The organism is Mucilaginibacter agri, from assembly GCF_009928685.1.
In the GTDB taxonomy this organism is placed as follows: domain Bacteria; phylum Bacteroidota; class Bacteroidia; order Sphingobacteriales; family Sphingobacteriaceae; genus Mucilaginibacter; species Mucilaginibacter agri.
Genome location: NZ_WWEO01000039.1, coordinates 101,096 through 114,945, shown reverse-complemented (window position 1 = coordinate 114,945; position 13,850 = coordinate 101,096). Strand labels below are relative to the sequence as shown.

The window sequence follows — 13,850 nt, the reverse complement described above, 5'->3', positions numbered from 1 at the left end:
TTGTACAAGTAATTATAACTAATGAAGTGGTAAAGGGTTTGAATCAGAATTATTTAGCCGGCGGGATGCTATATTTTTGCGCAATACCGTCGTACAGATTAATTAAAGCATTGGATTTTCCATCCTTATCAAAAATCTGCTCCCAGGTATTCAGGGGTTCCCAAATAAAAGTGCCTAATGCTTTATTATCCGGCACATTAAAAGCAATATCGTTTACTTCGGTTTTAAGCTGCGTATATTCAGCAACCATTACCTGGCGGTTATAGCGGGTTGCCATATCGGCCATGTTGGCTTTTAAATCGGCGGTTGTACCATGCCACTTAGGGTAATAAGATAAGCCGATAACATCGAAGGGCACATTGCGGCTCACCATATTATCAAAGAAAAAGCGAGACTCGGCATTCTGACCGCCCAGTGCTACGTGCAGCATTACAGGTATCGACGAGTCTACCGCCTTAACGCCACTTACGCCCATATAAACCAGTTCGGCCAGGCTATCGAGATTATTGATCTCGCCCTCGGGCCATATCATACCATGATTAATTTCGTTACCCACCTGCACCATATCGGGCAAGGTGCCTTGTGATTTTAGTTGTCGCAGCACATCAACTGTGTAGGTGTATACAGAATGTTTCAGCGCGTTAAAATCCTGGCCACGCCAGGCTGCAGGTTTATATTGCTGCTGCGGATCGGCCCAGTAATCGCTGTAATGAAAATCCAAGAGCAATTTAAAACCTGCTGCCTTGGCTCGTTTAGCCATCTGCTTGGTATGTTCCAAATCGCAGAACCCAGCTTTTGGCGAGTATCCACTATCGCGCGCCGGATTATTGAAAATTCGCAACCGGATATAATTGAACCCATGATCTTTTAAGATCTGAATGGCATCCTTCTGAACACCCTTATCCGAGAATTTAACACCCTTGGCTTCCAGTTCGGGCAGGAAAGAAATATCAGCACCTAAAATTTTACCGGGTACTTTTTTAGGGGAGTATACCAACGTGGTTACTTTATGCGCAACAGATGGTTGTACCAATCTAATCTCGGTAGACCCGGGGTACAAACCTTCGGCTTTTGCCTCGAACTTTACTACGCCTTTTTTTTGCCCGGCTTTTAGTGTGACCCATAAAATGCCGTTATGCAGCTTGCCTTCGGTTATTATTTGGTCTGGCAGGCCAAACTCGTTAAACTGCTGCTGGTCGCTTAACTTACTAATTACGGCATCGCCAACTATAGTAAATTTAATCAGCTGATCGCTGCCCGGAACCTCTTTACCATTTTTGTCAATAACAACTACCTTAATCTGCGCCTCGTCTTTACTATCGGCAAGCATGGTGGTTTTATAGGGCGTTATTACAACCTCGGTTGCTTTAGCGGGTTCGGCAATTTGCGCCCCGGCATGCTCAAAAAAGCAGGTAAAATTTAAAACCAAGAGGAGGAAGTAGGTAGCCCTTATTTTCATGCGGTTAGGTATTGGTGTTGGCTTTTTGTTTTTACGCCTATCTTTTTAACGTAAATCGACGGCGTAAGTTGATGATCTGCCAAAATAATTCTGCGGTTGATAAGGTAAGCAGCGCAAATATAGCAGGTTTTATGGCTTGTTCGGTAGACGAAAAAGCACCACCTAAAGCCACAAAATATACAGCTGTCGGCAATATTAAAAAGACCAGCAGGCCGCCTACTCCCAATGGAATTTTGAAAGGCCGATGTGTATCCGGCTCGCGGATGCGCATCTTAATCAATGTAGCATATTCTAAAAACAACCCAGCTCCGTAAACGGTAACATCGATAATAAGCAGCTCATCGAACGACCATAAGATCATCAGGCTCACAACCAACGAACAAATAATTATGGATAAATAAGGGGTATTGTATTTGGGATGCAAACGGGTTAAGGCGGAAGGCAAAAGCTTATCATCGGCCATTACTTTTGGGATACGCGATACCGACAGCAGCACCGCCGTATAAATACCCATGGCACTGGCCATTCCACCAATGGCTATCAGTCCGCCTAACCAGTGGCCGCCAATATATTCGCCTAAGGCAGGGAAACGGTTATCGCTTAATGTTTGCGCGTTGATGCCCGATTGCTGGGCAATTAGTATCACTACAAAATAAACCATAATTACAATGGCAAAGGCCCCAAATACTGAGATCAGATAAGAGCGTACTGGCTTTTCTACTTCGCCCGCGTAAGTAGTAACGTTATCCCAGCCAAGGCAGTTCCACATTACGGTATATAAAGCCATAGCCAGTGCCGGAAATTTGAGGTGTCTCACCGAAGGGGTTGGCAAATGCGCGCTTAACGAATGATGCATTAACGCCGCAATAACCAATACCACAAATGGGCCCAACACAGCAACTGCCAATACCATCGAAGCCCTGCCCACCTGCACAATACCCAGTATATTGATGAGTGCCGAAAGCCATACAAAAACTAAACAAACCGGAATTTGGTATTGCTCCATCCAGGGGAAGAAGAACGTAGCGTACTGGATAAACATTACCGGATAGATAGCCAGATCTATAAAAGTGTACAACCAGGTCCACCAGCCTTCATAAAAGCCGAAACGCATACCCAGCGCATTTTTCACCCATTGGTAATACCCGCCTTCCATGGGCATCATGCTGTTAAGTTCGGCAACGGTGAGGATGGCCGGCACATCCCAGAGCATAGGGGTAACCAGCAATAGCAATAACGCCGCATGCGACCCGGCATAACTTATCAGCGATTCCAAACCATACGGGCCACCCGATACTGTAAAAAATATGATAACGATAAGCTGCAGCGGTCTTATCTTTTTCGAAACTGGTTTGGCGGGCATAGGGTTTAAAAATAATAAAAAGTTGATAGGTGGTTAATAGATAATAGTTGATGGTTCATGGCAACAATTTAATCACGCCTATTGCAGCAGCTACGAACTATCAACTATGTTCGCCAACTTCTCCTACTTCCGGACTTCCTGACTTACTGTCTTCCGGACTCCACTTCTATACCAGGCCATCGTCAGCCTTATCATACGATTATAGGTGCGCAAGCCAGCGGGTTGATTGTTAGCTTTTAAAAAGTTATCATAAAACCGACCGCTGATAAGACCTATCTGACCTGCATAACCCTCCCAATAGGCACTATCGGTTTTGAGATCTTGTTTTACCGATGCATTTAATAATGCTTTTAATTGATGATGAGCGGTGGTATCTCGTCTGTATAGGTAATGCAAAAACTCGGTTGCACCTTCGTAATAAGCAGAGTACTTAAGCAAGCGATCGTTCGAGTGAATGCCTGCCAGATAACCAACAAAATTAGCCTCATCTTCGCGGCCGAAGCCCATTTGGTGCGATATTTCGTGGCAAGCCGTAAATGGCCTGTCGAATATGGGCATTTGCCAGTTGATCTGCGCTTCGCCCGTAAAAGGATTATAATAACCCGAAGTGCTGAGATAATTCAACAACGGACTAATAAGCGAGGGTTTAACACCAGGCATAAAGGTTTTAAACTGTGGGGATGTGCCCGATAAGGTATCAATGGCATTAACCGCCGATTTATATATTAGCCTATTTTTCTGTTGAAGATCGGCAGCGGTGAGCGCGTTGCGGGTTTCATTAACACTATCTACCAGCATTCGGGTAACTGCCTTTACATCATTAAGCGTATAGGAGGTATCCTGCAAATTGAGCCGCTCTGCGGCCGAGGGCCGGAAATAATTAAGCCCCCAACCTAAATAGAATGCTATAATGGCTATCTGAAAACCAATAATAAGTTGAAGAAAATAGAAACCCATGCGCTTAAACCGCCGGGCAAGTAACAACTTTAATAAGTAAAACGCAGCATATATAAGATAGCCTATTACGCCGATATAAAGCAGATCGCCAAAGCTAAAGGGCATCCAACCAACCAACAGATGCAACACCACACAAATAACCCTGTATAGCCCGCGCGAATAAAACCAATCAACAAAATGCGGCACAGGTTGCAGATTGACAATGATCAAAATCAGCACCGATAAGGCACCTGCGACAAGAAGCTTTTTTCTGAAATTTTGATTGGCTTGGGGCATTCGTATAGTAAATATAGATAAAAGAAATTTGCCCCCTATTTTGATATTATTTTAAACATTTTTAAATTTGAGTAATTGATTACGTAATTAATTTTCAAAAATGGAATTTTACGATAAAGTAGGGAAACTGGCTATTGGCAGCCGCATGCGGAGATTAACAGAACTGCACATGGACCAGGCAGGCAAAGTATATGAACAGTATAATGTAGAAATGCAGCCGAAGTGGTTTCCGGTATTTTACTCGCTGTGCAACGGCGAAGAAAAAACCATTACGCAGATAGCGCACGAGATTGGCCACTCGCACCCTTCTGTAAGTACCATTGTTAAAGAAATGACCCGCAAAGGCATTATAGAAGAAAGCCCTCGCAAAAGAGGCGATGCCCGTAAAAACTATGTAATGCTTACCGAAAAGGGACTATCCTTCGATGCTCCGTTGCAGTTCCAATTTATGGACGTAAACTCCGCAATAGAAAAGGCCCTGGCCGAAACTCAACACAACCTATGGAAAGCCATAGCAGAATGGGAATTTATACTGGAGCAAAGAAGCCTCGACAAACGCGTGCAAGACGAAAGAAAGTTGCGCGAGAGTAAGGAAATTGAAATAGTAGATTACGACCCTAAATACCAGCAAGCTTTTAGGAACCTGAATGAAGAGTGGATAACAACCTATTTTAAAATGGAAGAAGCCGATTATAAATCGCTCGACCATGCTAAAGAATATATCCTTGATAAAGGCGGTTGCATTATGTTCGCGCTGGATAAGGGCGAACCTGTTGGTACTTGTGCGCTTATTAAGATGGCTGACTATACTTACGAGCTGGCAAAAATGGCCGTGTCGCCCAAGGCCAAAGGCAAAGGCGTTGGCACCTTGTTAGGTAACGCTGCCGTTGAACGGGCAAAACTACTAGGGGCGAAAAAGCTGTATCTCGAAAGCAATATGATTCTGAAGCCGGCCATTAGCTTGTATCAGAAACTTGGCTTTAAGAAAGTTTTGGGTAATCCTTCGCCATATGAGCGCTGTAATATCCAAATGGAACTGGCACTGTAAATAAGCCTATCGGATATTTGTTGAAAACGTGAACTTAAGCTTATATTAGTTTAAGCTCATGAGGCAAAATGACTCTTAACCTGTCCGAAATTTTACTGCTGCTATTAATATTTCAATTGCTGTTTGTAAGCGCTTTTCTGTTTACCCTTCAATCGAACAAGAAAATAAGCAATGCCATACTGGGCTTGCTTTTTTTATTTATAGCGCTATCCCTCATCGATAATTTCTGCATTAAAACCAACGTTGGTTACCAGCATCCCAATTGGGTGATATGGAGCAGCAGTTTCCCGCTTTTATATGGTCCGTTACTGTATGCCTATACACAGTCTTTACTTTATAGAAATTTTAAAACGGATTGGCGTTTATTTATGCACCTATCGCCTTTCCTGGTTTTATTTATTGCTTCTTACACAAACTACATCATTCAACCTGGTGATGTCAAGCTTGGCATTCTCCATGCCATTAATAGTCATCATATCGAGGGCAGTCTGTACACCGTTTCGGCCGTCGCATTTATCTATTTTTTACTTTATGTTAATAAGGCTTTTAAGATCATTAGGCGATACAAGGCTGAAGCGCTAAACAACTTCTCTGACCCGCAACAGGTAAACTTAAACTGGCTGTCGTCAACGCTTGTATTTTTCATCCTCTTATTTATTCTTTCTATTGTAAATAATGTGCTCGAAGCAAGTTCGCAAAAAGCATTTTACAGTATCACACTAATTCTAATCATCCTGGCTATGCTGTTATTTATCAACAGCGTTTTATTTAAAGCGCTCCGCCGCCCCGAAATATTTAAAGGGATAAACTCAGAAGACCTGCAACTTCAATCCAAAACTAAAACGGCGCCAGTTGTTGATAGAAGCGCCGGACTTACAGCCCTTGCCAGTTACATGCAAACGGAAAAACCGTATCTCAACCCCGATTTAACGGTTGAGATCTTAGCCAGGTCAGTAAAGATGCGACCGAAAGAACTTTCACTAATGATCAATGAGGACCTTGGGCAAAATTTTTTCGATCACGTTAATCGGTACCGAGTCGAAGAAGCCAAACGCTTACTCGCCGACCGGCATAGTAACCTTACCGTGCTGGAGGTATTATACCGGGTGGGCTTCAACTCAAAATCTTCTTTTAATGTGCTGTTTAAAAAATACACCGGCCTAACCCCAACCGAGTTCAGAAACCAATAAGCAAATGCGTTCTACTTTTAAAAGTCGGTCGACTTAGGTTTCTCTGTCAGCTTCTTTTGTGCAACACTAAAGCACAAATAACATGACACAGCTTAGCAAAACCCAATCAATTGTTTACCACCTCTACCCAGGCGTTATCATCACCGCCGGATTTGTAATTATTACACCAGTGGTTATTCGCTACGGATATCCGCCCCAGTTTGGTATGATGATAAGTATTATTTTAATAGCTATACCCACACTATTTCTCCATTTACTAAAAGCTAAAAGCGCAGAAGACTTAGCATCAATTACCGATCTCAATGGGTTCAAAAACCATTTACCTAAATTAAAACTCATTCTTTATGCCGTATTATTGGTTATTGCAGCTTTTATAATCTGGGGCATCACCCAGCCGCTGGATCAATGGCTTACCCGGAATATTTTGGGCTGGCTGCCTAAATGGTATACCCTTCAAAATTTCTCTGGCTACTCTACAGATAAGATAAAAACCACCCTCCTGTTAAATCTGGTATTAAATGGGCTGCTGGCTCCTATTGCAGAAGAGTTTTATTTCCGGGGATACCTGCTTCCACGAATGCAGGCCTGGGGTAAATATGCTTTTGTTGTAAATACTATATGTTTTTCCCTTTATCATTTTTGGCAGCCATATGTGTATATAACCCTCATACTTGCGTTATTACCGCTGTGCTATTTAGTTACGAAAACCCGCGATATCAGATTAGGTATTGTCACTCATATATTATTAAACATTGTAGGAGTAATTTTATCATTTGGGCTGCTTATTAAATAATATTATCAGGCAAGCAGATTGGTATTTTTTACTCATCTTTATGCTGATTAAACCCTGTACAATGACCTTCTTCTTTTACAGTGTGGTAATAACCACCTGGTGGTTAGCTATTACCCTTTATCTTCTGATTAAGGGTAAAACAATTGCGTTTCTGAAAGCACAACCGCTTGCCGGAGCACAACCTTCTGTAGCTATTATTATTGCTGTGCGTAATGAAGAAGATGATCTGGAAAAAGCATTGCAAAGTGTTTGCAATTTAAGCTACTCAAATTACCGCATCATTGTACTTAACGACCGCTCTACAGATTGCACCCCCGAGATACTGGCAACCTTTTTAACCCACTACCCCCAACTGGAGGTTATCCATATTAAAGATTTACCGCAGGGCTGGTTAGGTAAAAATCACGCGCTATATCAAGGATACTTAAATAGCAATGAAGAATGGTTACTCTTTACAGATGCCGACGTAGAGTTTCACCCCAACGCTTTAAGCAAGGCAATGGTTTACGTTGATAAAAATAAGCTCGATCACCTAACCATTTTACCAGAAATTGTTTCTACATCAGCTTTATTGAATAGCATGCTGGGCACTTTCACTTTGCTGTTTATGATGCAATTCAGACCGTGGGCGGCCAGCAAGCCCAAATCAAAAGCATCAATAGGTATTGGGGCGTTTAACCTGGTTAGGCGTGAGGCTTACGAAAGGGCAGGCACACATCAACTCATCAAACTCCGACCGGATGATGACCTTAAACTTGGCAACCTCATCAAAGCTGCAGGTTTTCGGCAAGATGTATTGGTTGGCAAGGGTTACGTTGGCCTGGAGTGGTATAAGAACGTACCCGAATTTGTAAATGGGCTGATGAAAAATTCATTCGCAGTATCGGGTTATAGCCTGCTTAAAACGTTGCTGGGCATTACATTTATTCTATTATTTATTGCGTTACCAGTGCCTTTAATGCTCCTGTTCGGCACAAATACTATACGCTTAATGGCTTGTTTAATTCTGGTATTTCAGGCAGCATACATGGCAACACCGGTACTGCCTAATAAATGGTGGCATGCCTTAACAATTCCGCTAGGCGGCTTTTTGCTTGCTTATATTACCGCACGCTCTGCTTTTATCACACTTAAACAAAAGGGTATTTACTGGCGCGAAAGCTTTTATCCGCTGGATATGCTGAAAGGCAATTAACCATCAACTACTATTTAGCAAATTCTTTGTAGCGCATCATGGCTTCTACAAAATAATAATCGGCATAAGTTAAGGGTTGATCTACTTCGGTACCTGCAGGGAAATGGCCTACACTGTGTTGCAATAAGAAGCCGCCGTTGGTTCCGTTAGCCGCTTTATATGGCGCGGTTGAAAGTGACTTTATAAGCGTTTGCGCTGTTTTAAAATATACCTTACCATGTTTGGCATCAGCATAGCGGCAAAGCTCTAACAAAGCTGAGGCCGTAACTGCGCCTGCAGAGGCATCGCGAAGTGCATCCGGAATATTCGGTGCATTATAATCCCAATAAGGCACTTTATCGTTAGGCAGGTTAGGATTATGCAAAATAAAGTGTGCAATATGTTCTGCCTGCTCCAGATACTTTCTGTCGTGCGTTTCGCAGTACATTAAGGTGTAACCATATAGCCCCCATGCCTGGCCGCGGGCCCAGGCCGATCCGTCTGCATAGCCTTGGGCTGTTTTCTTTTGCAGTACAGCACCGGTTTGCGGATCGTAAGTTACTACGTGATAAGAGCTATAATCTGGCCTGAAATGATTTTTCATGGTGGTATTGGCGTGCGTAACCGCTATTTTATAATAGCTCGAATCGCCGGTAACCCGAGTAGCCCAGAACAATAGTTCGAGGTTCATCATATTGTCAATGATCACAATAAACTCAGGCTTTTTGGAATCCCACGATTTAATGCAGCCTACCTTAGGGTTAAACCTCGTAGACAATGATTTGGCACTATTGATCAATATCTGTTTGTACTTAGCATCGGGCGCCACTTTTTGTGCCGTGCCGAAACTGCAATACATCATAAAACCCAAATCGTGTGTGTTTTTATTATACTGCTCGTTATTAAGTAACCCCAGCATGCGCTTAGCTTCTGTTAACAAGCTATCGTCTTTGGTTTCCTGATAAATGTTTAGTAAAGTACCCGGATAAAAACCACTGCACCACCAGCCAGAATCACTGGTCTCGGGCATATTGGTTTTGGGATTAAATGTCTTGGGAAAACGGCCGGGCTGCAATTTTTCTTTCATCAACCGGTACTGCACGTCGGCGTCTTTAAAGTTTTGGTCGATGGTTTTTAATACCGAACTATTGGCTTTAAATGTATTTTGAGCCTGCACGCAATTTACGGTTGCAATACTGCATAAAATGATAATGCCGGCTTGTAGTTTCCTTTTAATAGACATCTGGATAAAGGTTTATAAAGATTGGGAGTGCATAAATATGACTTTTATGTCAATAAAAAAAGTCTGCCCTTTAAAAGTAGCAGACTTAATACATAAACCCATTTATCGCTTTACGACCAAAAGCCCTGTGCTTTGATCTGCCCTGAGTGATAGCCTTGTTGCCGCAATAGTTTGCGAAGCTGATCTACCATGATATTATTTCCGGCAAGATAAAAAATGGTGTTATCGAGGCTGTATTGTTGACTAATTAGCCATTGATTTAAACTATGGTGCCCATAAGTATCATTACGTGCCAAAGCCTGTAGGGGCGACCGGAAATATTCGCCAAATAACCGGCGGTGTCCTTCATTGCCTATTACTATCGCACCCGAGAAACGGCCAGTTGGTATTACTGTTTGTTGCAATGCCAGCATATGCCCAAGGCTGCTTTCATCGCCCAGGCCAATAACAGAGGCTGTGCCTATCGGGTAATGACGGGTTTCGCCGACTTTGAGGTAACTTATAGTTGCGCCTTTTTGTACCCCCCGTGCCCACAAACTACCAGGGCCATTATGCGCTGCATCAACAAATATGGTGCAGGTACTGGTTTCGGCATCCCAGCCAGAGGGTGTGTAATCGCGATAAGTAAGCGCAGCTACTTTAAACTTAATGTAAGGGATGTTTTCGCTCCAATGAGCCATGTCGGTTTCGGGTAGATGCAGGTCTATTTCTATTAGTGTGCTGGGTTCCCATTGCCTCACTTCCAATACAGTTCCGGCATGCAGCAACCGGCCTTCGATAAGTCTGGCTGCTTTACTTTTTATTCTATCGAGAGTGGATGTTTCCATGTACTTCAATTTTATCAATACAAATAAACAGGGAAATTAGTCCATTATAAATAGAAACATCAAGGTATTGATTGGACTATTTGCGGTACTGATGGCGAAAATCTAAAGGTGTAGCTTCCACTGTTTTCTTAAACAAACGCGAAAAATAGGTATGATCGTCATACCCCAAATCGTGTGCAATTTCTTTTACATTCAGCTCGCTGTAATATAACAAGCGCTTGGCTTCCATCATTACTTCCTGCATTATCCAATAGCTTACCGGAAACCCGGTTGTCTTCTTCAAAGATTCGTTAAGGTACGACTCGGATACATGAAGTTTCGAAGCATAGGCCGAGGGGCTTTTGATAGATCGCATGTTCTCACTCAACATTTTTTTAAATTGTTGCGATAGCTGCACCGGGCGGGTTAACTGCACCCCAGGCCAGTTAACTTGCCCATAGTTACGAGCTACCATGCCTATAAATGATTGCAAGAGCGAATGCACAATGTGTACATAAAAAGGCCCCCGTTCGTCTTCTGAATATTTTTCGTGCAGTATGTTTAATAAGTTGCGGAATTGCTGCATCTGCTTTGCATCTAGTAAACAAGGCTGCTGCAAAAGCAGTTGATTTTCAAAAACGCTACGATAATCGGGCGATATCAGCATCGGGTCTACTGCTAAAAACCATCCGTAAGCAATTTCATTATTAACACGGTGGTGTACTTGACCCGGCAGTACATAATATAACGTGTTGGTTGAAAAGGCCACCTCCTGAAAATCGATCATAAGCGAAGCCTCCCCCTCTTCTAATAAAAAGAACAGATAATGATCGTCGCGATGGGCTCCAAGTGTCTCATCGTTCTCTGGCAGGTCGCCGGCTTTGAAACGGCTAATCTCAATTCCAGCCAAACCTACCCTGTCCTTTAACTGATGTACAGGGATATTTTTCATAAGTTCTTCAAATGTAAAAATTACCGGGGATGAAAAACCGTGAAGTAAGTAAACGATATTAGCCACACATAAACTATATTTTAGACTAATCTAAATTATTAAATAGATTAGTCTAAATTTGTATTTATGAAATCTCTCTCCCTCGTCGCACTTTTTATAATCACTTCAACAATAGCCTATTCACAACATGGCTCTGTAAAAGGGCGCGTAACGTCTAACAGTGTTGCTATCAGCCATATCTCTATTCAGCTTAGCAATACCCGGTATGGCACCCTTACCAACGAGCAGGGTTTCTATGAACTGGCAAACATCCCGGCGGGCAATCATAACATCATATTTTCGGGCGTAGGATATACCCGGCAGCAATTGCAGGTAGAGGTAAAAGCTGATAATACAACCTCGCTTAACGTTCAATTAAAAGAAAACCCTTCTAACCTTAACGAAGTAGTGGTAACCGGAGCCAGCCGGGCTACTGAAGTACGCAAAAGCCCGATACCCGTTGCCGTGATGACTAAAAAAATGATGGATCAAAACGTAAACAATAATCTGATTGATGCTATAGTAAAAGGCGTACCGGGTGTGAGTGCAGTAACAACGGGGCCAAATGTATCCAAACCCTTTATCCGCGGTTTAGGCTATAACAGGGTACTTACTTTATACGATGGTTTGCGACAAGAAGGTCAGCAATGGGGCGATGAACACGGCATTGAAATAGATCAATATGGTGTAGCCCGTGCAGAGGTGGTTAAAGGGCCAGCTAGCTTAACTTACGGATCTGATGCATTGGCGGGGGTAATTAACATGATACCGGCTGTTCCTGCTTATGACAACCATAAACTAAGTGGCGACGCCACCGTTGATTACCATACCAACAATGGCATGGTAGGCACTTCGCTAGGATTAGGTTATCGGGCAAATGATTGGAAATACACTTTTCGGGGCACTGCTAAACAGGCTTACAGCTACAGCAATAAGATAGACGGCACAGTTTATGGCACAGCTTTTAAAGAGTATAACTTATCTGCCGCCGCGCGGGTTGATAAAAATTGGGGGTACAGTAAGATAGCAGCCACGCTTTACGATAACCGCCAGGAAATTCCCGATGGCAGCCGCGATTCGCTGAGCCGGCGCTTTACCCGGCAGGTGTTGGATCAAGGCGACGACATTAAAAACCGGCCAATTGTACCAGAGGACGAATTGAAAACTTACGCCATCAATCCACTGCACCAACGTATACAGCATTACAGGCTTTACAGCAGTTCGGAAGTTAAATTAGGCGGCGGCAATATAGATGTTTTATTAGGCGCGCAACAAAGTATCCGCAGAGAATACAACCACCCCACATTGCCGCAACAAGCGGGCTTATATGTGATATTGAATACTTTTAGTTACGATGTAAAATATAACTTACCGACACTCGCCGGGTTTGAAAACACGGTTGGCATTGGCGGCATGTATCAAAGTAACCGCAGTAAAAACGGAACAGATTTCCCGATACCAGATTATAACCTGTTTGATGTAGGTGGCTATTTTTTCACAAAAAGGTCTGTTGGAAAGCTTGATATTTCGGGCGGTTTGAGGTTGGATAACCGGAGCATCCACTGGAACGATTTCTTTGTGGGAACTAACCCTCTTACAGGTTTCGGCCAACACATTACTAATGGTAACACCACCGGAGCCTATCTACAGTTTCCAAGGTTCGATCATTATTACCAAGGCTTTTCGGGAAGCTTAGGATTAACCTACAATCTTACCGAAAAGCTATTAATCAAAGCAAACATAGCTCGGGGTTATCGCGCACCCAACATTACCGAAATTGGCTCGAATGGGCTCGATCCCGGGGCGCATATCGTTTACCTTGGTAACCGCAATTTTAAGCCGGAATTTAATACCCAGTTAGACCTTGGCCTGATGGCCTGGCTGCAAAATCTAGACTTAAGTATCGAATTGTTTAACAACCAGATCCAAAACTACATATATCAGGCACGTGTTACCGATGCCAGTGGCAACCCAGTGGTTATTGTCCCTGGCAATTTAACCTACCAATATCAGCAATCTAAGGCACGGCTATATGGCGCGGAGGTAAGCTTGAACATTCATCCTGAGGGCATTAAATGGCTCATATTCAACAACAGCCTGGCTTGTACCCAGGGGCTAAATAAAAACACCGGGTTAATAGTCAAATACGGCGATGCGGCTAAGTACCTGCCCTTTATCCCTCCACTGCATATACGTTCGGGTGTTAAGTTAACCGCACAAAATAATTATCACTGCCTAAGCAAACCTTATTTTAAGTTTGATGCAGATATAAATGCAGCGCAAAACCATTTCTACGCGCTCGACAATACGGAAAGCTACACAGCAGGATACACGCTGATCAACGCGGGCATTGGCATTACGATTCAGCGTAAATCCGGAAAGAGTATCTGCGATATCTTTTTGCAGGTAGATAACCTGTTCGATGTGACCTACCAATCAAACCTTAACCGACTAAAGTATTTTGAATATTACGCCGCATCACCCAACGGCCGCATGGGCATTTATAATATGGGGCGAAATGTTAGCCTGAAAATAATTGTACCGTTTTAG

At 43.1% G+C, this 13,850-nt stretch carries 11 protein-coding genes; 5 read left to right on the top strand and 6 right to left on the bottom strand.

Going from position 1 to position 13,850, the window contains the following annotated elements:
• Positions 1-49 precede the first annotated feature (49 nt).
• From GSY63_RS04910 to GSY63_RS04900, 3 genes are all read right to left on the bottom strand, one after another.
• Positions 50-1,459 (bottom strand): glycosyl hydrolase 53 family protein, encoded by a 1,410-nt coding sequence (locus GSY63_RS04910; RefSeq protein ID WP_166584711.1) that lies wholly within the window; start codon positions 1,457-1,459, stop codon positions 50-52.
• Positions 1,460-1,496: 37 nt separating this feature from the next.
• Positions 1,497-2,822: an APC family permease gene (locus tag GSY63_RS04905; protein ID WP_166584710.1), complete on the bottom strand. Its 1,326-nt coding sequence runs from the start codon at positions 2,820-2,822 to the stop codon at positions 1,497-1,499.
• A 123-nt stretch (positions 2,823-2,945) separates the two neighbouring features.
• Entirely contained in the window at positions 2,946-4,055 is a 1,110-nt protein-coding gene (locus GSY63_RS04900) for a DUF3810 domain-containing protein (protein WP_166584709.1), read from the bottom strand.
• Between the two features lie 100 nt (positions 4,056-4,155).
• Here GSY63_RS04900 and GSY63_RS04895 point away from each other — a divergent pair, with 100 nt between their 5' ends.
• The 4 genes from GSY63_RS04895 to GSY63_RS04880 all read left to right on the top strand — a co-directional run bounded on the left by GSY63_RS04895 (position 4,156) and on the right by GSY63_RS04880 (position 8,281).
• The gene (locus GSY63_RS04895) at positions 4,156-5,103 is read left to right on the top strand and encodes a bifunctional helix-turn-helix transcriptional regulator/GNAT family N-acetyltransferase (protein WP_166584708.1); all 948 of its coding nucleotides are present in this window, start codon (positions 4,156-4,158) and stop codon (positions 5,101-5,103) included.
• Between the two features lie 68 nt (positions 5,104-5,171).
• Complete coding sequence (locus GSY63_RS04890; protein ID WP_166584707.1) at positions 5,172-6,293, top strand: helix-turn-helix domain-containing protein; 1,122 nt, start codon at positions 5,172-5,174, stop codon at positions 6,291-6,293.
• Between the two features lie 82 nt (positions 6,294-6,375).
• A complete protein-coding gene (locus GSY63_RS04885; protein ID WP_166584706.1) occupies positions 6,376-7,086 on the top strand; it encodes a CPBP family intramembrane glutamic endopeptidase in 711 nt (236 codons plus the stop codon).
• Positions 7,087-7,147: 61 nt separating this feature from the next.
• Positions 7,148-8,281, top strand: a complete 1,134-nt coding sequence (locus GSY63_RS04880; protein WP_166584705.1) for a glycosyltransferase — start codon at positions 7,148-7,150, stop codon at positions 8,279-8,281.
• A 10-nt stretch (positions 8,282-8,291) separates the two neighbouring features.
• Here the strand turns inward: GSY63_RS04880 and GSY63_RS04875 are convergent, their stop codons facing one another.
• From GSY63_RS04875 to GSY63_RS04865, 3 genes are all read right to left on the bottom strand, one after another.
• A complete protein-coding gene (locus GSY63_RS04875) occupies positions 8,292-9,503 on the bottom strand; it encodes a glycoside hydrolase family 88 protein (protein ID WP_166584704.1) in 1,212 nt (403 codons plus the stop codon).
• A gap of 110 nt (positions 9,504-9,613) precedes the next feature.
• Entirely contained in the window at positions 9,614-10,330 is a 717-nt protein-coding gene (locus tag GSY63_RS04870; RefSeq protein WP_166584703.1) for a ferredoxin reductase domain-containing protein, read from the bottom strand.
• Between the two features lie 76 nt (positions 10,331-10,406).
• Entirely contained in the window at positions 10,407-11,261 is an 855-nt protein-coding gene (locus GSY63_RS04865) for a helix-turn-helix domain-containing protein (RefSeq protein WP_166584702.1), read from the bottom strand.
• A gap of 126 nt (positions 11,262-11,387) precedes the next feature.
• Here GSY63_RS04865 and GSY63_RS04860 point away from each other — a divergent pair, with 126 nt between their 5' ends.
• A complete protein-coding gene (locus GSY63_RS04860) occupies positions 11,388-13,850 on the top strand; it encodes a TonB-dependent receptor (RefSeq protein WP_166584701.1) in 2,463 nt (820 codons plus the stop codon).